12 protein-coding genes and 1 pseudogene are annotated in these 22,011 nt (G+C 40.0%); 5 read left to right on the top strand and 8 right to left on the bottom strand.

Going from position 1 to position 22,011, the window contains the following annotated elements:
• Nucleotides 1-362: 362 nt before the first annotated feature.
• From BVC89_RS24815 to BVC89_RS24805, 3 genes are read right to left on the bottom strand one after another with little or no spacing between them, the layout of a single operon-like run.
• A complete protein-coding gene (locus BVC89_RS24815; protein WP_086933790.1) occupies nucleotides 363-1,199 on the bottom strand; it encodes a hypothetical protein in 837 nt (278 codons plus the stop codon).
• An 11-nt stretch (nucleotides 1,200-1,210) separates the two neighbouring features.
• Nucleotides 1,211-4,306 (bottom strand): C40 family peptidase, encoded by a 3,096-nt coding sequence (locus BVC89_RS24810; RefSeq protein WP_086933789.1) that lies wholly within the window; start codon nucleotides 4,304-4,306, stop codon nucleotides 1,211-1,213.
• Nucleotides 4,307-4,347: 41 nt separating this feature from the next.
• A complete protein-coding gene (locus tag BVC89_RS24805; protein WP_086933788.1) occupies nucleotides 4,348-5,052 on the bottom strand; it encodes a hypothetical protein in 705 nt (234 codons plus the stop codon).
• Between the two features lie 532 nt (nucleotides 5,053-5,584).
• On the opposite strand from BVC89_RS24805, the gene BVC89_RS24800 reads away from it, so the two are divergent.
• On the top strand, nucleotides 5,585-6,058 hold the full coding sequence (locus BVC89_RS24800; RefSeq protein WP_086933787.1) for a hypothetical protein: 474 nt from the start codon (nucleotides 5,585-5,587) through the stop codon (nucleotides 6,056-6,058).
• Nucleotides 6,059-6,074: 16 nt separating this feature from the next.
• On the opposite strand, the pseudogene BVC89_RS24795 reads toward BVC89_RS24800, so the two are convergent.
• Both BVC89_RS24795 and BVC89_RS24785 read right to left on the bottom strand, forming a co-directional pair.
• Nucleotides 6,075-6,275 (bottom strand): annotated as a pseudogene (locus BVC89_RS24795) (cupin domain-containing protein); the annotation flags it as partial.
• Nucleotides 6,276-6,517: 242 nt separating this feature from the next.
• Nucleotides 6,518-7,255, bottom strand: coding sequence for an SDR family NAD(P)-dependent oxidoreductase (locus BVC89_RS24785; protein ID WP_086933784.1), 738 nt, complete (start codon nucleotides 7,253-7,255; stop codon nucleotides 6,518-6,520).
• A gap of 138 nt (nucleotides 7,256-7,393) precedes the next feature.
• Between BVC89_RS24785 and BVC89_RS24780 the strand changes: the two genes are divergently transcribed.
• Entirely contained in the window at nucleotides 7,394-7,963 is a 570-nt protein-coding gene (locus BVC89_RS24780; protein WP_086933783.1) for a helix-turn-helix domain-containing protein, read from the top strand.
• A gap of 149 nt (nucleotides 7,964-8,112) precedes the next feature.
• Here BVC89_RS24780 and BVC89_RS24775 read toward each other — a convergent pair whose 3' ends face one another.
• Complete coding sequence (locus BVC89_RS24775) at nucleotides 8,113-9,525, bottom strand: alpha/beta hydrolase family protein (protein ID WP_086933782.1); 1,413 nt, start codon at nucleotides 9,523-9,525, stop codon at nucleotides 8,113-8,115.
• Between the two features lie 280 nt (nucleotides 9,526-9,805).
• On the bottom strand, nucleotides 9,806-11,470 hold the full coding sequence (gene ettA / locus BVC89_RS24770; protein WP_086933781.1) for an energy-dependent translational throttle protein EttA: 1,665 nt from the start codon (nucleotides 11,468-11,470) through the stop codon (nucleotides 9,806-9,808).
• A gap of 371 nt (nucleotides 11,471-11,841) precedes the next feature.
• Between ettA and glyA the strand changes: the two genes are divergently transcribed.
• From glyA to BVC89_RS24750, 3 genes are all read left to right on the top strand, one after another.
• A complete protein-coding gene (glyA, locus tag BVC89_RS24765; RefSeq protein WP_086933780.1) occupies nucleotides 11,842-13,107 on the top strand; it encodes a serine hydroxymethyltransferase in 1,266 nt (421 codons plus the stop codon).
• Nucleotides 13,108-13,630: 523 nt separating this feature from the next.
• Entirely contained in the window at nucleotides 13,631-21,427 is a 7,797-nt protein-coding gene (locus BVC89_RS24755) for a polymorphic toxin-type HINT domain-containing protein (protein ID WP_086933779.1), read from the top strand.
• A complete protein-coding gene (locus tag BVC89_RS24750; protein ID WP_086933778.1) occupies nucleotides 21,427-21,717 on the top strand; it encodes a hypothetical protein in 291 nt (96 codons plus the stop codon). The genes BVC89_RS24755 and BVC89_RS24750 overlap by 1 nt, the downstream gene beginning before the upstream one ends.
• Here BVC89_RS24750 and BVC89_RS24745 read toward each other — a convergent pair.
• A complete protein-coding gene (locus BVC89_RS24745; RefSeq protein ID WP_086933777.1) occupies nucleotides 21,681-21,953 on the bottom strand; it encodes a SymE family type I addiction module toxin in 273 nt (90 codons plus the stop codon). The two genes, BVC89_RS24750 and BVC89_RS24745, sit on opposite strands and share 37 nt — an antisense overlap.
• Nucleotides 21,954-22,011: the final 58 nt, after the last annotated feature.

The raw sequence follows: 22,011 nt of genomic DNA, 5'->3' as shown, positions 1-22,011 counted from the left end.
TCATGAGAAGAAGAGGCTATTTCAGATGTTATTTTCCCTGAAGATGGTGAAATGTCTACATTGTTACCTAAGCGAGCAGTGTTGTGTGTACCTATACCTTAGAAGTTAGTCATTCTATTCACTTTAATGTTACAAACCAATTTTACAAAGATTTACAACCTCTTAGGTGATTCTATAAGCATTAAAAGCTCAAAACAGAATTAATTACAGTGTGGTATCTATGTATTTCGATAAAAGATAAGTGCCGTATTAGGTATTCTTATAACAGTAGCTAATATATTACAACAATATTAAATTATAAGTTTTGTCTTAGTTTTGTGGTAAATATTTTTAAGATATGATTGTGTTGTTTACGTTAATAACTAATGCTTATCCTTATACCACTGCCTATGTTCGGTATCCTTTGAATAATTATATGTTTTAATAAGAGCTACCATAAATTCTTCATCATTATCTAATAACCAGGGTAGCTGACTTTTATCATTATTAAAAAGATATTTATTTCTGGCGATAAGTGTCTTAATATTTTTTTCTCTATCGATTGATTCATCATCAAGCCACCGGTATATCGTAAGGGAAGAGCCATCGTCATCTTTTCTATCTATTTGCATTTTATTTTCAGTTTGAGCTATTTGTGGATAGTGTTTTTGGTAATCTAGAATTTCTGGAATTCCGTATAACTGGCTAATAAAATTATGCCCCTTAACTACAAAAACTGAATATGGTCGGATTTCTATTGAATTATCATTTCTGTGGTACTTAAACTTTCTATCTTTAGGGTCATTGAAATTTATATATAAATATTTTGAATTACTATTAAAATCTATAGTACGACCAAAAATTTCCTTTATTTTTTTTAAAAACTGCTCGTTATTAGGCTTTCTATAATCTGATAATGCATTATTTAATATTGGGATGCTGGCATCTAAATCTGTTCTTGAGAATTTATGACCAACAATATCGAACGAGTTATCATAGAGAGCTGATATGCCATTGCTAAGCTGCTTGGCTAGCGCCTTTTTTATTAGTTTATCTTGTTTTATATGACTCGCACTTTCTTTTACAGCTGAAGGTTCAGTCTTTTCTTCTGGTAGCGATGATTGCGCTTTCTTATCTAAAGAAGCATGGTTTTGGTCGCATGCCACTATAAGCGCAGTGATGCTAATGCCGATTAAAATCTTATCAAGTGTTTTTTTCATATTCTTTTTAATTAACCGTGTGTATCTGCATATCCTAACTCTTTCCCATCTGGAGAAAGTATAGGCAGGTTCATATCTGCCGAAGTGGGCTGATAATTTTTCGGCTTGACCAACCAATACTTTTTATTAAAGGATGATTTGGATTTTGGGTTTGTACATATAGTGCGCTTTCCTTTGCCATCACCTGGCTTTCCATCTGATTGATTTCCACCTAAGTAAATAATGCTTTTTCCATCTTCCGATTGACCTGCAACGAAAGCCACATGAGAGTGTGAGAATACGATAACCGCACCAACAAATACGTCATCGATACTTTCTATCAACTCACTATTATTCCAGCCATCTACATCTTTTCTATGCTTTCTCGCTAATGATTTAGGAAGCCAGTCAAAAGCGGCGACATTCGCGTTTGGGTTACTACCTTTGAAGTCATCCGTTTGTTCAAAGCACCAATGAATAAATGCTGCACACCAGTTAGTTTTATTTGTTCCTTCAGGATAGCTACTACTATCGAAGTATTTGAAAATTTGTTCCTTTAAGGGAGATTGTGTTTGTCTTACGCCCCCATACTCCTTCATTTGTTGACGAGCGAACTGCATCCATGGTGGGCCAACCTGATCTAATTGATTGATATGACCTAGAAATCTCAATGGGTGAGCATGCAATACTTTACTTTTATCTGGCAGACTAGATACTGATGCTTTGACATCATCAAAAAAACTGATCTTATCCGAATATTCTTTGAGTGTTTGGTCAAACACTCTCTTAACACTTGCTTTGGTGATACCTGCATCTTCTTCAAGTGAACTTACATTATGTTTTTTCCAGAGATACTCAATAACACCATCCGACCATCCAGAGCTATCTTTTTGGCTTTTACTCCATTCTGTTCCTGATTCGATAATCAAGTGACTGAGTGGATGGCTTTTTTGATAGGACGGAAGATTTACCATAGACTTGTTTTCACTTAGTGCCTTATATTCCTCTAATACTTGATTTTCAATATCTTTTTTGGATTCATAATATCCGCTTTTTTCAAAACCTAAATTCGCTGCTGAAGTTTTATGGAAAAATTTTTCCCAATTATAGTAGTCTTCACGATATTTATTGACTTCTTCTTTTGCAATAAGAACGGTTTCTTTAATCCTACCTTGCTCTGTCGTTTCCTCTTTTGACGAAACCGGAAAGTAATCTTTTTCTTCTGCGTTCATCATTCTTGGCATTGGTTCTAGAGATACAGCTTGTGCAAGAGTCGAATCACTATATGTAATGGTTTCAATCTCGATTTCCGGGTGAGATGGGTAAAGCGTTAGCTCTGTTTCATCTTTAAAGTAATATGCATTTTTTGTCGTACTCCAATAAGGTTTTATGTCCTTGTAATAAACAAAATATTCTTTTTCATTATACTTTACTTTTCTTATTGTAGGCTTTTTCTTTAAATCCTTTACTCTTGAAACAAACCTCATTGTCCCTTTTGCTGGGATTTTTTGCTGTTCTGGCTTACATTTACTAATTTCTATTTTTTGAATTTTTGTAGTCAAACCTGCTGGCAGGTCAACTTTATCTTCGTATTGCTGGTCTTTTTTGGGGTTTTTGAAAAAATCAATATTGTCTAGCCACAATTCCATATGAACAATATTTTGTTTTTCATGATTGCCAGGATAACCGATGACGTCGCCACTATATATAGGAATTGGCTCTTTAAATACTTCAATGCTGTCGAACTTTCCGGTAACCTCATTGATCTTTTGTTCGACATATTTGTTACTACAAAAAACCACTCCTTCTTTGGGCTGTTCGATAGTGATTGGCTTTATTAAATGCTTTGCTCCTTGACTACTTGCTAGTTCATCTATGCTTATAGGTGTTACTAGTTCAACAAAACGTGAGTGCGGAATATCAATGAGGCGACTTCCTCCACTCGCACTATCATAGGCTGGGATACCGCATTGATTACTTTCATATGTATTAATTTTTAATTTTGAAAAATAATCTTTTATATAGCGTATTTTCCCTGATGTCCCGAATGCATTCTCCGGCCTGACCTTAGCTAAAGCTGTGAGATCATCGTCCATACATAGGCCTGCTGCCAATAACGCTTCTTCTAAAGAAACAAGATCATCTTTAGTAGGCACCAGTATAGAGCTATTGTCAGTCCAGCCATCAAAAAAGCTATCAACTGTTAGTTTGCCCTCAGCATTTGGTTTCACCACGTTCATTATATTATCAAGAATTAATTCGTGGCTGCCTTCGTAAGCAGACTTTTCTTTAAAATAGACTTCTTGCCCTTTTATTAGATCTCCAACATAGCAGCTATTGATATATAGAGGCACCCCTATATGACTTTCAGAGGCACTTATTATTTGTGCTCGATATAAAACTCCATGATCACTGTAGTATTTTTCCACCGGGAGTAGTCGAAGTTTGTCTTTAGCGTCTGAGCCGGACGATAAGTAAGCCTTGGAGAGTGTAAATTTCTGTGGATTTTTAATAACGACGTTAAAATATGCTTTTGATGTCGTATGGTCGTAACTCCCACGATGTTCAAACTCGAATTCTGTATCCTTCTTGATGACGGTCAACACATTGTTTCTGCGGCTGGAAGGGGAAGCACGAAGATTGAGGCCTTTGCCCACCAGCGAGCCACCGTCATCTTCTTCTTTTTTGACAAAATATTGTACATCGCCATATAAATAGGGTGGTGGCCTTAGCTTGTGTATATCTTGATAATTTTCGTAGCACAACAAGTGCATATGGAGGATATAGTAGACAATATCTTGTTTTTTAGGCGTCTTAAAAGTATGGCGACTCAGGACAAAACTAAAAGATGAGTCGACGTCTTCATCTTTGTCCTCAGAAATCTTGTTGCCTTCATTGTCTACGGTAATACTTGCTTTACCTGTAGTGCGCTTTTTCATTGTTCGATGAGCAATAATTTCGCCATCTGCAGGTGATAAAATCGCTTGTGTATCTTTAGATAACGTCAGGTGTACGCCGCCGTGCCAAAATGAACTTGCTCCCAATGCATAACGCCCATCAGAAGTATTGAGCATGTCCAGCGCAGATTCAAAATCTTTACAGCCGAATGGAAAAGTAATCGTGCCCAATATTATGTCTCTCCCAGAGTTATAATGAAAAAATGGTATATTTAACTTGATAGTAAAAATGCGAAAGTTTTACTTACTACAGGCTCTTCATCTGTATGAGGCCCTAGAGTCGCGACTTCATTAGAGGCTTGTTCTGTGGTACTTGATGCTGTCACCTCTGGGCGGGGGATTCGATAAGGTGATAGATAAGTAATTAGCTGATTCGATGCCAGTAGCTCGGCAATGTAATCTTCACTTATCGCATGGCGTTCATTCGCAGATTGCTCAGATATAAAGCCATTTTCACTAAGTACTACTTGCCAGTATTCATTATTTGCATTTAGTTGAGCTAAAAATGCTCTAGCATGTTCTATATTTCCAATAGAGTAATATTCAACACCTTTGCTATCTTGTGGGATTTCTGGCCCGCCGACAAAACTATATGCTCGACCTCGTCCATCGGGTAGTGGGTTCCTGCCGACACTTGGCAGTTTGTAAAAACGGATTTGCTTTCGTTCTACTAGAGTTGCAACTATTTCAATAGGGTCTGAGTTATGTGTGACAATATTATTTGTTACAAAGTGTTGTTGTATTAATCTAGACCAATAGTTGATGTCAACGACTATATTTCTCAAGAAAGTGCATATTGATTGCCGACAAGATAGTTCTACATTACTCGCTCTAGGATGTGGGGCAACACGATGGCCTGTGTGCAACTCATAGCGCCGAAGGAATTGATCGCTAACTATTATTCTACCTAAGCCCATGGTCAACCTTTAACATAACTGTCAGTATTTATTATCAATAATTAGCCATTTCTAGCTATTTGCATTACTGCTACTATTTGCTTTTGCTTTATTAGCCTGTACATAAAGTTGTAAGTTCTTTGATATCCCTTTATGTCTCACTCCTATTGAGGGCTTTCAGACTTTTCGAATATTTGTCTAACTAGGTGATAATATCGAAAGCATATATATTTGTCACTAGCCGAATATTAGTAGTAAATCTATTCCAGCAATTATTTGTGGTTTTTTATGACCATTTTTCGAGTGTCGAAAACTTTTCCACTCTAGCTTATATCATATGAATAATCTCCTTATCGTTGTTATCGAAGTTCGCTCTTTTCTTGAGCATTGATATTTAAAAGAATTTTTGTAAGAAAAGTTTCATACTGCCATGCATACCAAGAAAATCTGATTCTCATACGATTATTAGGTATATTTATATGATATCTTATTCTTTTGTATAGATTACTCAAACAATAACAAAGACATCAACTTCCTAGTGGGCTATTGTATTATGAAAAAAATGTGGGTGGGGTATTTAGCTGGGCTTGCTGCTGTTGGTATAGCTTTTTATGTGGGAACTATTCAACAAAAAGAGCCTATACATAAAAATAAAGAAGATGTACGAAATGTAGGTGATATAAGTACTAATTCGACACCTATGCACAGTGATACTATTGCCGATAATGAGAACTTTTCCAGCCCTTTGGAAGCTACTGAGTTAGCCTCTAAGCAATATAATGATGCTGTAGCAAAACGTGAGGCTGCAGAAAAATTATTTGATGAAATTGAATTAGCCGTTGCTGAGCTTGAAGACCATATTGATGAGCTTGAAGACAACGGAAGTAGCCTGGAAGATATTCAAAGTGAAACACTCACTAAGTTTCAACAAGTGTTTGAATCTTATCAAGACGCTGAGTTAGCTTTACAAGCTGCACGTGAAGAGGAAGAGAAAAGCTTAGAGACTTTAAAGGAGATACGTAAGTAACTCCATTTTATTGATGCTATTTAAATTCTGTTAACGTGATATTCGGCTTACCAAAGCTAACGGCCAGGATCTCGACAGGTTGTTCGCCTACATTTTTTCCTTGGTGCCAACGATTGATTACTTCAACTATAGTGTCTCCTTGTTTAACGATAATTTCTCCCTTTCTGTCAGACATTAACAATAACCGTCCTTTTAAGATAAAAGCGGAGTTTATTGTTGGGTGACGGTGCTATGATAGAGTTGATCTAGGGCCTGTTAACATTGTGATTTCTACGTTACTACTGCCGTAACTTGGCAACAACTCGCCATTCCAACTTTTCTGAGTTTTTTTTAAAATCTCAAAATAGATCTCTGTTCTAATTGTGTTTATTTGATTAGGCTCTACGTTTACTGTGTTGGCAAGTGTTTTGGAAGAAAACATAGAACAAAGTAAAAAGTACCAAAAGAGTTTATGGGCGATCATATTTGAGTTAGCCCTCCATCTGCCTGAAAATCTGCACCAGTGATAAAGCTCGCTTTATCGCTGTTAATAAAATAGAGAAGATTAACAATATCTTTTGGCTCACCTAAACGTTCTAGAGGGGTTGATGCTGCAACAGCTTTTAGCATTTCTTGCATTTTCTTACTATCGATTCCCATTTTTTCAAAGATTGCTGTTTTTGTAACACCGGGAGAAATACAGTTTACACGAATACCTTGGTTTGCGAGGCCTTGTGCAAGAGAGCGTGTCATAGAGCGAACGGCTGCTTTCGATGCACCATAGGCACACCACATATCATCGCCCTTATTGGCTTGTATGGAAGAAATTAGACTTATAGATGCACTCGTTGATAAGTAAGGTAGAGATTTCTGTACCGTAAAAAATACGCCACTTATATTTATCGCCAAGGTTTTATCGAAACTTTCCTGTGTAACCTTTTCAATTGTTTGAGCTTCTGCAATGCCCGCATTTGCAATAACAATATCGATCTTATGCCATTCTTTGTGACAACGAGAATAGAAATTCTGTAAATCTACGGTATTTCTTACATCACCCTTAAACTCTATAAAACTATTACCATAGTCGGTAACAAAATTATTCATTTCTCCGATAGTACGGTTAAACGATGCCACTCGATAACCTTCTTTTAAGTATCGTTCTACCACAGCTCTTCCGATTCCAGAGTTGCCACCAGTAATTGTCATAACTTTTTGCATGCTGGTTCTCTTAAGTTTTCAATAATTGATTAATTATTTGCTAAAGATTAAAGTATGGCAACTGTGAAAAGAGATAATTTCCAATATAACGGAAATAATTTTTGTTCATAAAAATTAACTTATTTTGCATAAAAATTTATGAAAAAAGATAAAAACCTAGAAGAATTTGATTATTTGGGAAGTTTTATTCGTAGCTATCGCAGTGCGAGAGGAGAAAGTCTTCAATCATTGGCTAACAGGTCTCAAGTGAGTCGTTCGATGATCGCGCAAATAGAGTCGTGCCAAACAAGCCCAACATTGGCCGTCTTATATAAACTATCACAGGCTATGGACATGGAACTTTCAGATTTGGTACGTCCACCGGAATCTCAGGTTGCGATAGAAACAAATCGAGAAAAAAATACTAATATTGTTAGCAAAAAAGGCAGCGCTTTTACTTGTCATCTGTTGCATCGAGAGTCTCGGCATTTTAGTACCGAAGTATATAGCTTTTACTTTAAAAAGTTTGGAAGAACCTCATTTGCTGCAAATACTCGAGGGGCGAGAAAAAATATATGGCTGCAAGAGGGTGAATTAACATTAGCCGTTGCTGATAAAGTTACGAAGCTTTATGCCAAAACACTTATTACTTTTAATGCATCCATACCGCATCGATTTATATGTGAAAGCCAACCTCTGGCGAGAGGCCTATTTTTTGTGTCTTATTAAGGTATAAAAAAGTAGAGTCCAGTTTCTATATTAGGCCACTATATTTTAAATTTTAAGGGGCGATGGCTAAATATATCAGGACGATATATCTAGCCGCTAAATTAATAATTAATAACTAATTGTTAAGAGAAGAGAGGTGCTATGTAGTTTTATTGTGGGCAAGCATCAATACCTAATTCTGAACGAGTACGGCGAGTAAATTTACAGCCATAATCTTTATCTGAAACGACATCCGGCGTAATAATATCATCACCTTCCGGTTTTATACCATTTGTTGCCCATTGATACATATCGACAAATGCTTCTATCAATTCGTTATCTTCAAATGTGCAGTGACCTATATCACGTATTGCTCGCTGTACCAAAAAGTTTGAACGCCCTTTGGCTGCTGCTCGATGATAATAAATTTGTTGATTAGAAAAAGGAACACGCAAATCACCTAGTGTATGCAGTGTCACTACTGGTACACTCAGTCGACCTGTTAAGATTGGAATTCTTTCTAACTTCAAAAACCGTTCCGGATCAGCTTGTGGATCTAGAGCTACGCGCAACATCGCGGCGTTTAGTGCTTGTTCCTCAGCCGAAAGTGTGGGATCGCCATCTAGTTGATATACTGCTAGAAGGTTATCGTAAAGGTTGCCACCTGTAATGCCATCAAGTGTGCCATTACCAAGTCCCGATGCAAATACTGTATCTTGAAAGTCACCAAATGCAAGGTCGAAAACTGGACGTGCGCCACCAGTTGAATAGCGTAAATAATCTTTTAGTTTTTCTCCTTGAGGTGAGACTGTATGTGGATATCCTTCACCATTGTCAGCAAACAAACGAGCAATAACTTGTGGTAGAGTTGTAAGTGTGTAGTCTGCTGAAGTGGGAAATTGATTGTTTAAACCTGCTAACTGTTCGGCGACTAGTCGATAATTTACCCCATATATTAATCCTTCTCTATCAGCCATAACACCACATACCGGCACTGCACCTGAGTATTTTACACCGCCAGAAATACGCCCGAGCAATTTAACAATACGTTTACAAAGCACTCGGTGAGAGCCTTGGGGACACTGATAATTGGGGAATTGTTCTATAGCTGCCGCAGTAATATGGCCTCCCATCGATACACCCGAGATAAATACACGATTTGGTTCGGCAATATTTTCCTTAAAAAAGCGAACTAAATCATTAGTACTTTGTACTCCTGAGCGAACGTCGTAAAAGTTTTTCGTATAACTTGATGCCGCCCATGCAAAACCTTGAGAAATAAGAAATAAACGTAAAGGATGGTTCTCAACAAATAATTGTTCTCCATTACCCAAAAAACCATGTGCCCACATGACTAATTCACCATTCCAATTAGTTGGCACTTCAATACGGTAACCAGCGCCTTTTAATTCTCCCCAATACTTTTCGGTCTCAATGCCTGGTATTGGAAAGTCTGCAAATGGAAGTTGTGCAGAATCGATAAAGAAACTTCGAGAGTCTTGAGGCGCAGGTAAGCTCTTGGCAGTAACACATGTTGAAAAAGATAATAAGCATAGTAGAAAAAAATGTAAGAGATTTATCATAGTTATACTCACAATTAAATTTGATACTACTTAATAGAAATATGTTGCAGTGGCTTAACGTGAGCTTATTTTATATAAAGTAGCTTTACAAATTCCTGCTAAGGAATTTTGCAAAACGCTAGTTTTTGTTTACTTATTATTAAAACTAAAAAACTTTAATGGCGCCTAGCTAATTTTAGAGAGGAAAAGAAGGCGGTGTCTATTTAAGGGAGTCAGTCCTAAACCTAGCGGTGAGGATAATTGATTACGCATCCTTGCGTATTAATATTCTTTAAACCTGTTAACTTTTAAGAGGCTTATATTTCATGCGTTTAGGCTGAGCGTTCTCACCTTTGCGCGCTATAAAATCTTCGTGATATTCTGTGTAATTACCTTCGAAAAACACCACTTCACTATCGCCTTCATATGCCAAAATATGAGTGGCAATACGATCTAAAAACCAGCGATCATGTGAAATGATTAGTGCACACCCAGGGAAGGCTTGTATGGCGTCTTCTAATGCGCGTAAGGTTTCAATGTCCAAGTCATTAGACGGTTCATCCAACAATAGTACATTCGCCCCTTGCTTCAGGGTATTCGCTAAGTGTAAACGTCCGCGCTCACCACCAGAAAGTTCTCCAACACGTTTTTGTTGATCGGTACCTTTAAAGTTAAAGCGGCCAACATAAGCGCGAGAGCTTACTTCGTAATTGCCAATTTTAAGGTTATCTTGCCCATCAGACACGGCTTCCCAAACGGTTTTATCATCTTCTAGGTTTTCGCGACTTTGTTCTACAAATGCAACGTTCACCGTTTCACCCAGGACAATTTCTCCTGAGTCTGGCTTTTCTGTGCCGGCGATCATGCGAAACAACGTGGATTTACCTGCGCCATTACCACCGACAATTCCGACGATGGCACCTTTGGGAAGTGAGAAGGTTAGGTTGTCGATAAGTAGTTGGTCGCCAAAGCTTTTACTAACACCATTAAACTCAATAACTTTATCTCCCAAACGATCACCCGGTGGGATATAAATCTCATTGGTTTCATTACGACTCTGGAAATCTTGCGATTGTAGTTCGTCGAAGCGAGCTAAACGCGCTTTGTTTTTCGATTGTCGACCTTTGGGGTTTTGCCTTACCCACTCTAATTCTGCCTTAATAGCTTTTTGACGAGCGGCTTCACTGCGTTCTTCTTGCGCTAGTCGTTGCTGCTTGGCTTCCAGCCATGTTGAGTAATTCCCCTCGTAAGGGATACCATGGCCACGGTCCAACTCTAAAATCCAGCCCGCGGCATTATCAAGGAAATAACGGTCATGGGTAATTGCTACCACAGTTCCAGAAAAGTTCTGCAAGAACTGTTCGAGCCAAAATACTGACTCCGCGTCCAAGTGGTTGGTAGGCTCGTCTAGTAACAACATATCTGGACGAGAGAGTAGTAAGCGGCACAGGGCTACACGACGTTTTTCACCCCCTGAGAGCTTGCTAACATCGGCGTCCCAAGGAGGCAGGCGCAGTGCATCTGCTGCAACCTCAAGGGTATGTTCCATATTGTGAGCGTCCCAGGCTTGAATAATGTCTTCTAATTTGGCCTGGGTTTTGGCGAGTGCATCAAAATCGGCATCTGGCTCGGCATAATCGGCATAGACTTTTTCTAACCCTTTGAGGGCATCGACTGCTTCTTGCATGCCTTCTTCAACATTGCCTCGCACATCTTTTTCAGGGTTTAACTGAGGTTCTTGCGGTAAGTAACCCACTTTAATATCAGGCATTGGACGCGCTTCGCCGTTATAGTCTTTGTCAATGCCTGCCATGATGCGCAATAAGGTAGACTTACCCGCACCGTTTAAGCCTAATACGCCTATTTTGGCGCCAGGAAAAAATGACAGAGAGATATCTTTAAGAATTTCGCGTTTAGGTGGGACGATTTTGCCCACGCGATTCATGGTGTACACATATTGTGCCATTGAGAGCCCCATTATAATAAATAGACAAAAAATATGGTTGTTCACACAGCTGCAGCCAGCGCATCACATAGAGGATCGAGCATGTATTCAGCGGGTCTTCATTTTGCCTCGCACGTTACCCTAGCAGAGGTACGATTTCAAATATGAAAAAGCACTTCTGCAAGATTTTTTCTGTGTTGTTAAGATGTAATCTTTGACAGCGCTGGCATGGCATATAGCCAAATGCTATAACTTCAAGGGATAGCGGAGGTCTTGCACCCTGGCCAGCGCTTTAGTGTACAATCCCACCACATTTTACTTGTCTACTAAAAGGGGTAACCCTTTGAGTTTGTCGCTCAATTGCCTGCAATATATTGATACAGAGGAATTCTATGTTTGATAAAGACCAAACCATCGCCAATTTTGATCCTGAGCTTTGGCAAGCTATTGAAAGTGAAGGACTTCGTCAAGAAGAACATATTGAACTAATTGCTTCTGAAAACTATACCAGCCCAATGGTTATTGCAGCGCAAGGAACCAAACTTACTAACAAGTATGCAGAAGGCTATCCTAACAAGCGTTACTACGGTGGCTGCGAATATGTCGATACTGCCGAGACCTTGGCCATCGACAGGGTGAAAAAACTATTTAATGCAGATTATGCCAATGTTCAGCCTCACTCTGGCTCGCAGGCAAATACTGCGGTGTATGCCGCCTTGTGTAAACCTGGCGATACCGTTTTAGGTATGAGTTTGGCTCACGGTGGCCACTTAACTCATGGCGCCAGTGTCAACTTTTCTGGGAAAATCTATAACGCAGTTCAATACGGTATCAATGAGGAAACCGGTGAAGTGGACTACGAAGAGATTGCTAACCTAGCCCGTGAGCATAAGCCTAGAATGATTGTTGCGGGTTTTTCTGCTTACAGCCAGATTCTAGATTGGCAAAAATTTCGCGATATTGCTGATGAAGTTGGCGCCTATTTATTAGTCGATATGGCCCATGTTGCTGGTTTGGTGGCTGCAGGTGTTTATCCTTCTCCTGTTAATATTGCTGATGTGACTACATCCACAACCCATAAAACTTTACGTGGGCCACGCGGCGGAATCATCCTTGCTCGTGCCAATGAAGAAATAGAGAAAAAGCTAAACTCAGCTGTTTTCCCTGGCGGCCAAGGTGGCCCTCTTATGCATGTTATCGCTGCCAAAGCGGTAAGCTTTAAAGAAGCCATGTCTGAAGATTTTGTCAGTTATCAAAAACAGGTTGTTGCCAATGCTAAAGCTATGGCCGCAACATTTTTGGAGCGTGGTATTAAAATCGTTTCTGGCGGCACCGAGAATCATCTAATGTTAGTTGACCTTATCGGCAAAGAATATACTGGTAAAGATGCTGACGCAGCCTTAGGCCAAGCAAATATTACCGTCAATAAAAATGCAGTACCTAATGATCCCCGCTCACCATTTGTGACAAGTGGCTTGCGTGTTGGTACTCCGGCAATTACTACTCGTGGCTTTAAAGAAGAAGAAACCGTACTGTTAACCAATTGGATGTGCGACGTATTAGAGTCATTGGAAAGTGGTAACTCAGAAACGGTTATTCAAGAAGTAAAATCCAAAGTTCTTGAAATCTGTGCAAAGTTTCCTGTTTACGGGAAATAGCTTCACTATACAACCGCCCCACATAGGGCGGTTGTTCTATATTTTTATCTCCATTCTTTTTTCTATTCTCAGTCCTAGTTCAAAGTATCCGTAGCGAATCAGAGAAAATTATTCTATTGAGTAAAAGATGTCATTTACATTTTTTAATTATGAAAATGTGTCGTTGGCACCTAGAAATAGGTCGATAAATTTTACCCCCAAGTGCAACGATATAGATAAAGTTCTTTTGGCGCTGATAATTGCTGATTCACCTCTCTTTTTTTGTATGACCAATTATGCATTCTCTTTGTCAATTAATTATCTAATTAAGTATTTTGATTTTATTCATAATAGTAAATTTGGGGCTATGAGTATTTTTAATATAAATTTTGATTTTTCTACGCTTTGTTGTTTTTTATTATTATTTTTTTTGTTAGAGTCTTCGATATAGATCGATAAAACTTGAATTTATCAATTTTTGTTTTTAGCAACTTTTATATACCTTACCCTTCCCTGTTGGATAGTTTTGTTTAAAGGAATTGTTATGGAAATTTCTGCCTTCCAAAAAGCCTCTTCATTATGGATATTAAGTTTATTATTTCAGATATCTTCGGTATTTGCTCAGAGCTTAACCCCTCAAAACTTCACAGCACAACAAACAGGTAGTGGCCAAGTGACGCTAACTTGGGCCGCTGGTATGGGGGCTTTCGAGTGTTCGGAATATAATATTACTGATATAAACTTGGCTGTAGGGGTTGACTCGGAGACTCAGGTTGACTGTTCAAAAACAAGCTATACCTTCAATGACTTACCAACAGGCTTATGGACGTTTTCAATAGCAACGCGTTACACCGAAGAGGTATGTTCTGTCAATTCTGATACTGGGGATTTGGAATGTGAGAATAATGAGGAGACGAGTCCTTCCTCCCCTGTGATCGCGGTTAATGTTTCTGATTCCCTTGGATTCAACGAAGGCGATTATACTGTTCATTACGGCGATATAAATGGCGATAATATTGATGATATCTACCTAAAAGCTCGCCAGCAGTTTATTCCCATCCATGGTCATATATTAATTCCTATTTTAATCCCGACAGGAGACAGTTATGTGCTGCTGTCATCGCCTTCAGGGTATCAATCCCTTGAAGTGAACAACGATATCGATGTTAATTCTCTTAGTGTCGTCAGTTCTGTTGCGTATACAGACTTTAATGGCGATGGCTTGCTTGACATAACTGTTGGGCAAGCAGGCTCTACTCGATTTGATATAACAATTTTAGCGAGTTCTGGTGATAGTGCTCCAGTCTACTATGCTGACGCTGGGCCAATGGTCATTGACCGTACAACTCATACTTCAACGCCTAGCGTTAACCACGATGCAAGTGTTGGTGCAACCGCAGGCAAGTTTGAAGTCGGCGCTTCTGGTGGCGCAAGTTATACGGTGCCTATCCAATTACCTGCAGGTACAGCAGGTTTAACGCCGAAACTGTCTCTTACGTACAGCAGTGGTGCCGGTAATGGTGTTGTGGGTAAGGGGTGGAATATTGGTGGTATGTCTAGTATTGCTCGCTGTGGACAAAGAAACCTTTACGATAATAAAGCAATGGCGATTCAATGGAACGCAGATGATCGCTTTTGTATGAATGGCACGCGCTTAATATTAAAGAGCGGATCTTACGGTGCTCCGGGGTCTACCTATACCACGGAAATTGAAAATCATGTTGTTGTTACTGCACTGGGGGGAACACTTGGCTCACCGGATTATTTTGAATCTGTATCTCGCAGTGGTCACAAAACCAGGTACGGTTTTATTGAAGGTGGTAACGAAGCAAAACACATCACCGCTCGCGGTACCTATCGCTGGGCGCGAAGCCATGAATATGATCTTGCGGATAATAAGATTACATATCACTACAGTACTACCAATAATACTTTTTTATTAAAAGAAGTACGTTACGCCTATGGCGCATCTGATAGTTATGGTTATCGTGTGGTTTATCAATATGATCGTAGTCGAGAAGATACCCAGGCAAAGTATATTGGCGGCTATCGTGTCAATATGCTTGATCGGCTTCATACAATATCAGTGCAGAAAGCAGGGGGCGTAGGGCTGCGTTCCTATAGCCTGGTTTATAAAGCGCTCAATACAAGTCAAGCCTATTACAATCGCTTAAGTAGACTTGAAAGCATCGAAGAGTGTGCAGGGCAGGGCAGTCATAGGGAATGCTTATCCCCCACAGTCTTTACCTGGTCGCAAGATTCTAGTCGAGGCACCATAACGAATCCTGGTACTTTATTCTTAAGCGGTGATGCATGGATACATGAATGGAGCACCCCAGATGTTAATGCGGATGGTTATCAAGATTTATTAATTAAATATGATACTTCACGCAATAGTTCCGGTACTGCAAATACCGGTTGCAGTAGATTAGAACAATTATATCTTGGCAGTGCTTCAGGACTAGAAGTAGCCACAACGAAAAGTGAAGGCAGTTGTGATTCGTTTACGCTACCGCGATCATTAAATCGTTATCTTGAGCGTTACCGAGATATCAATGAAGATGGCCGCGTTGATCGAGGCGAACAACTGAGCACATATGATGGGACTTCTTGGAGTCTAGGCGCTGAAAATCCTGAGCATGGAACTGGCTCCTCCATTTATATTGATATTAATGGAGACGCCTTACCCGATTTAATTCGTCCAACTTACTCCACTCGCATACATAGTGCTACGGATTTAGCCGAGCTTGAAATTTCTTTGGCTGAAATTGACCTTCAAGCGAGCAGCACCAGCAATCAAGTTATACGCTATCAAGCGCCATACAAAGTGACATTGCCCCCAATTCGTCGAGGCTTAAGTGAATCGAGCGGTTTATCTTCTGCTTTTGATCTTGGTGTAAGCCATCGAGCAATCGGTGATTTTAATGGCGATGGTAAACCTGATTTAGTGTATCCATTGAGAAGCGGGCGTAACAATGATGGTAAGTACGAAGACTTTGTGCCCAACGAAGAGGAAGGGGCTTTAACCGCATACGCTATTTTTGACTTGCCATTAAATGCGGGAAGTGCGTCAATCATTGATACCTTTTTAGGGCCTGCGCAGAAAGGTGCTTCGATTTTAGCCGGTGATATTAACGCTGATGGCAGCGATGATCTTATAGCTAAATTTATTAAGTATGATGGTGATGATATGGATATCCATTATCGTATTACTGGCCATGGTGAAGGTGGCTTTATTCCCGTTTTTGATATGATTAATGGCAGTTTCAGCTTGGCCGATCATGATAATGACGGTTTTTTAGATGTGATTGGCCCAGATATTCTCCTGTGGCGAGGTGTTGAGCAAGGTTTTATTAAGGGGCCTAGGTTATATGCTACCTATGTATCCTCTGGTGATCGAGTCATTACGGGAGATTTTAACGGTGATGGACTCACGGATTACATGAAATTAGAGGCCACTGGGACCATTGGAACTGGCGTACCCAGTATAGGCCACTATAACAGAATATCCGTTAACTATAGCCAGAAGAGAGAAGGTTTTTCCAATCGTATTACAATCATTACCACAGGCTTAGGACACACAACAGAAATTACCTATGAAAATATTGGAAACTCCGATCACTATGTTCCCTTTGACATTAATGTTAATAGTCCTACCGAAATTCGTGACTCAATATGTCTTGCTGGATTAAATGGCAGTTGTCAAAATCGCTACTCTGTTGCTATCGATAGTGTTGATGACTTCTACACTCGTTTAAATCAAGGCCCGCTTTTAGCTAATGCTGGCACAGAACAACTAAATGAAAATTATCGTTTAAAACCTATCGCTGGTGGTTTGTCTGTTGTTACCTCTGTTATCACATCAAACCCCTACACGACCAATGTTGTTGCTGGCAGTTTTAATCCCGACACAAAAAAAGTTAATGACTATTACTATGGCCGAGCGTTTTCGCGAGGTGCGCGAGGGTTTGTTGGCTTTGAAACAATGACGGTTGTTGACCGTGATACTGAACTTGAAACGCAGCGTGTTTATCGTCAGGATTTTCCTTTTAGTGGCCAAGCGTATATTGAGCAAGTGCGCACAACAAGCGGACGTATACTCAGCACACGTTATACCGATTATGGTTTAAATAGACCGAGCAATGGCGCGGCACCTTACTTCCCCTATCAGATCTATCCTAAACAAAATATTACCGCTAGCCACGATTTGCTTGATGGCAGCTTATTAAAAGTTGAATCCACAAGTATTTCTCGTGCCGACCTTACAGCAGAAGGCTTTGTTAAAAAACGCACTGCAACGCTAAGTGGCCAAGATAATGAATCGCAAACCGTCGTTACCGATGTTACTTATAAAAATATAAATGCTTGTAATGTACGGGGAGCAATGAGCAGTGAAACAATTACAAGCACACGTGTGGTGCCGGGCCAAACAAATAGGACATCGGTATTAATTAAAGATTATAGATACTATGAAGATAATGCCGATCCTAAGGGGCGCTGCGGTTTAATTAGAGAAGAAATTACGCAACCTGATACTGTTAATCAAATAACAACAGAAACAGAATATTCGTTATTGGGCAACCCAGAGAAAGTAACCAGAAGTGCAGAAAATAGTGTACCTAGTGTTGTAGCGCGAATCACTCGTAGAGACTATGATCCTTTAGGGCGTTTCGCTGTGGCAACGTTCGATGCCTACGACCATAAAATCGAGACCGTGAATGCGTATAACGATTGGGGACTAGCTTCCAATATTTCTGATGCCAATGGCTTCACCCGTACGATTCAATTTGATGTGTTTAATCGCACTATTGTTGAATCAGCCAATGATGGCAGTTGGAACAGCTCTGGGATGCAAGCGTGTCAGAATATAAGTTGTCCTGTAGGTGCTATTACACGTTCCGAAACGCGTTTAGCCGGCGGGGCTTATGCTTATGAATATCGAGATATATTGGGACGTGTAATTCGTCGTGCTAATGTGGGTTTTGATGGGCGATTGATTTTTGTCGACACGGAATATGATTCGCGAGGTAATGTCAAACTTCAAAGTGAGCCTTACTACTCCGGCGATAATTCCAGTTGGAATCGCTATAATTACGATCGACTTGGTAGAGACACATCTACCTACCTTGCCGATGGTAGTATATCGTTTACAAAACATCGCGGTCTGGATATTACAAAAACAAATGCACTTGAACAAACTCGTCAAGAGAATTACAACGCCCTAGGTGAACTCGATGAAGTTATTGACCATAACGGTGGTCGCATTACTAACGAATACGATGCTCTAGGTAATCTTGTTAAAGCTACAACTCACCCAACTGAATCTGATCTCGATGATGTTGTAATCACCATGGGTTACGATGATCTTAGCCGTAAACTCTGGATGAATGATCCAGATAAAGGCTATTGGAGCTATAGCTACAATGGTTTTGGCGAATTATATCAACAGACCAATGCTAACTTAGCCACACAAACTCATAGCTATGATAACAATGGCCGCCTTTTAAGTCGCACTGACAGACGAGCCGATGGCACCGTTGATAGCCACACCCGTTGGTATTTTGATGGGGAACTACCAAGTGGTTCAACTGTTAGTGATGCCATCGGACATACCAGTGCCGTTGTGCACAGCTTGAATGCCAATGTTGAAACCTGTAACACCTTAAGTACTCAAGTGTGTGAAATTTACAATTTTGATTCCCTTGGCCGAGGTGTAGGCATGACTCGCACTTTAGGAGCCAATGGTCAAGACGGTGAATATAACACCTCACTTGAATACGATACGAATGGCCGTGTATTAAAAGAACTTGACGTTGTGATGAGTGTAAATATCGAGTCGGGTGTCTACCATCACTACAACCAATACGGCTACGACTATGCTCTGAGCGATATAGGCACTGGCGCACCGAATAATGGTAACGATGGCTATGAAGGTGTTTACGAAGTCCTGAGTATGAATGCCCGTGGTCAAGTGACAAAATCTATTCGTGCTAATGGCGTTACTAGTGACTATAGCTATAACCCTGAGAATGGCCGCATTGAAAAACAAATCGCTAATGTTACGACGCTGTTTCCAGTACAGGATATTACTTATACCTGGGATGCCATTGGCAATCTAAAAACTCGCCGAAACTACAGTGGCCGCACTACTAAATTTTCGACGGCAAATGCGATAGAAGAAACATTCTGTTATGACGATCTTAACCGTGTTACCGATATTCATCGAGGAACACTAAATGGCAATTGTGCCGCTGAATCTTATTACTATCATCATACTTTCAATAGTCTAGGGAATATCACCTATAAAAGAGATGTGGGCAGTTATATCTATGGTCAAAACAATGCCGGGCCTCATGCTGTTACAACGACTTCAGGTAGAGTTAGTGGTTCCTATACCTATGATAAGAATGGCAACTTAATTGGCGATAGTACCGGTCGTGCTGTCAAATACACAGCGTTTGATAAACCCTATGAAATAATAAAAAGCGGTGAGCATACAACAACGATTTATTACGGCCCAAATCGTGAACGCTGGAAACGTATTGACAAGCGCAAAAATGGTGTGGACGTTACCACCTTGTATTTTGGCAGCGTAGAGCGCATCACCAAAAGCAATACCGATACCATTACCTGGAAGCGATATCTTGGCTCCTTTGCTTTTTATACGATTGATACTGATAGTAGTGGTGCACTTACTTCAGTGGATCGTGCTTATACATATAAGGATTATCAAGGCAGTACCGATGTTATCACCAATGCCGCAGGCACAGTCACTGCGACCATGGGATTTGATGTATGGGGTAAGCGTCGCGACGCCTATAAAGGGAATTCATTGACAGGCGAAGATGCCTATAAATTTGTTAATCAATTAGTATTGGCAAGAGAATATATCCAAGACTTCACAACCCAAGGATATACCGGACATGAACATTTGGATGAAGTCGGCTTAATCCACATGAATGGACGGGTGTATGATCCAACTCTTGGGCGGTTTATGAGTGCGGATATTTTGGTTGATAATGCTATGGATAGCCAAGGCTACAATCGTTATTCCTATGTCAAAAATCGCCCCATGTTTTATACTGATCCGAGTGGTTTTGAGTCTGAGCTATGTGACGGGCCAGAAGCTGCAGAAGGGTGTGGTGGTGAGATAACAACCGATGTAATGAGTGAACCAGATCAAACTGATCCGTGCGGTACGGGGATTTGTTCTTTTATCACAGTTGGATTACACAATGAATTTCCATCAGACTCTGGTGGCGTTTTTGGTTTTTCCAGCAGCCCTGATAATATTTCACTCGGTGCATTTAACTCTGAAGCAATTGGTATAGAAAGAACTAGCCGCGAAAGCTTTGGCCTTTGTGATTTTTCACTTGAAGGTGGATGCACTACAATCAGCTTTACCTCAGGTGCAAGTCCTCGTGATGTATTTAAGCAGATTCATGATTCTTTGCTTAGTGAATATTTAGATAGAAGGCAGGCCGCTTGGGAGAGAGGTGAGCTTTTTGATGAGAATAATGGCACACTAGGAACCGTTACTGTTATTGATGTGGTTTTGCCAGAACTTAAGGCTTTAAAGGTATTTAAGGGACTTACTGTTACAAAGAATGCAAATAAGCTTTGCTTTGTAGAAGGAACTCTCGTTCATACCCAAGATGGTTTAAAACCTATCGAAGAAATACAGGTTGGCGACTTAGTGGCATCTAAAAACGATGTCACCGGTGAAACGGATTGGAAGCGAGTGTCACAGCTTTTCATTAATCATGATAAGGTAGTTTTTGATGTTACCGTTATCATCGATAATGGAGAGAAGGAAACTCTTGGTGCCACCCATGAGCATCCCTTCTGGGTAGAAGGCAAAGGCTGGGTTAAAGTTGGTGAATTAGCAAGCGGTGATTATGTTCACTTACGTGAGGGTGAATTAGGTTCAATCAGTGAAGTTAAGGTTAGGAAAGGTCAATACACCACATACAATTTTGAAGTTGAGGATTTTCATACATATTTTGTAGGTGAACGAGGAGTTTGGGTTCATAATACGTGTGGTGGAGTTCCAAAGGGGGGAGCGGACTTAAAGTATGCGCCTCGTGTGAGAGCGAGAGGTGTTGAAGATCCCAAATCTCACAACTTCCCTTATTCATTTGATAAAGACATTTTGAGCACTAAGCCTATTCCGAAAAAGAATGGCTACAACATTTATCAAAAAGAAGGGACTATGACTGGTAAGGTTGTGACCGATCCTAAAACTGGGGTTCGTACACAGCAATACAAAGAAGGTGTTTTTGAAATAGGTGTTAATAAAGATGGTGTTATAGACCATCGTTTCTTTAGGCCGAATGACTGATGAAGTATTTAACTGTAGATGGTATGTTTTCAGGGACTGGTATTCGTGACTCTATCGAGGGCGGTTATATAAAGCCTGATAAACTTGGGCTTTCACCAGAGCTCAAACAAAAAATTTCTAGCTGGTTAAATCGCTATGAAGATGAGCATTACGCCCAATACGAAGACAAGTCTATAGTTTCTAAATTAGATGCGGAGGGTGTAGAAATTTGCCAACTGCTTAAATCAGAAATCCCTGATTCAAAAGTTGAATATTATTCAACGGCTGAGACGAAAAAAATTGTTGTCTGAAAATTAGCAGTAACGACTAAGCAGCCCTCCATCACCCTGACTTTTACTGGTGTATCAATAGTAAAGCCTGCTTTGATAAGCCCGTTTCCCTTTAAGTGAATTTCACCAATGGGTGTACGTTCAAGGGTGTTTTGGTTTAGCTGGTAGGAATGGTAAGCCTCTCGTACTTTTAATTGTCGTTGGTGGGCTTTAGTTTTGGGCAAGCGCAAAGCTTGTGTATGATGCTCGTTAGTCATTATCAATACTCCGCGTATTATTGATGATTAGTTGAGCCATTGGGTGCCAGCCCATTGG

This window comes from Agarilytica rhodophyticola (assembly GCF_002157225.2).
Lineage (GTDB): Bacteria > Pseudomonadota > Gammaproteobacteria > Pseudomonadales > Cellvibrionaceae > Agarilytica > Agarilytica rhodophyticola.
This window is presented reverse-complemented; position numbering and strand designations above follow the sequence as displayed.

What these genes read in the sequence shown, in the direction of transcription:
- BVC89_RS24815 (WP_086933790.1), bottom strand. Translation starts at nt 1,199, where the DNA reads ATGAAAAAAACACTTGATAAGATTTTAATCGGCATTAGCATCACTGCG.
- BVC89_RS24805 (WP_086933788.1), bottom strand. Translation starts at nt 5,052, where the DNA reads ATGGGCTTAGGTAGAATAATAGTTAGCGATCAATTCCTTCGGCGCTAT.
- BVC89_RS24800 (WP_086933787.1), top strand. Translation starts at nt 5,585, where the DNA reads ATGAAAAAAATGTGGGTGGGGTATTTAGCTGGGCTTGCTGCTGTTGGT.
- BVC89_RS24785 (WP_086933784.1), bottom strand. Translation starts at nt 7,255, where the DNA reads ATGCAAAAAGTTATGACAATTACTGGTGGCAACTCTGGAATCGGAAGA.
- BVC89_RS24780 (WP_086933783.1), top strand. Translation starts at nt 7,394, where the DNA reads ATGAAAAAAGATAAAAACCTAGAAGAATTTGATTATTTGGGAAGTTTT.
- BVC89_RS24775 (WP_086933782.1), bottom strand. Translation starts at nt 9,525, where the DNA reads ATGATAAATCTCTTACATTTTTTTCTACTATGCTTATTATCTTTTTCA.
- ettA (WP_086933781.1), bottom strand. Translation starts at nt 11,470, where the DNA reads ATGGCACAATATGTGTACACCATGAATCGCGTGGGCAAAATCGTCCCA.
- glyA (WP_086933780.1), top strand. Translation starts at nt 11,842, where the DNA reads ATGTTTGATAAAGACCAAACCATCGCCAATTTTGATCCTGAGCTTTGG.
- BVC89_RS24755 (WP_086933779.1), top strand. Translation starts at nt 13,631, where the DNA reads ATGGAAATTTCTGCCTTCCAAAAAGCCTCTTCATTATGGATATTAAGT.
- BVC89_RS24750 (WP_086933778.1), top strand. Translation starts at nt 21,427, where the DNA reads ATGAAGTATTTAACTGTAGATGGTATGTTTTCAGGGACTGGTATTCGT.
- BVC89_RS24745 (WP_086933777.1), bottom strand. Translation starts at nt 21,953, where the DNA reads ATGACTAACGAGCATCATACACAAGCTTTGCGCTTGCCCAAAACTAAA.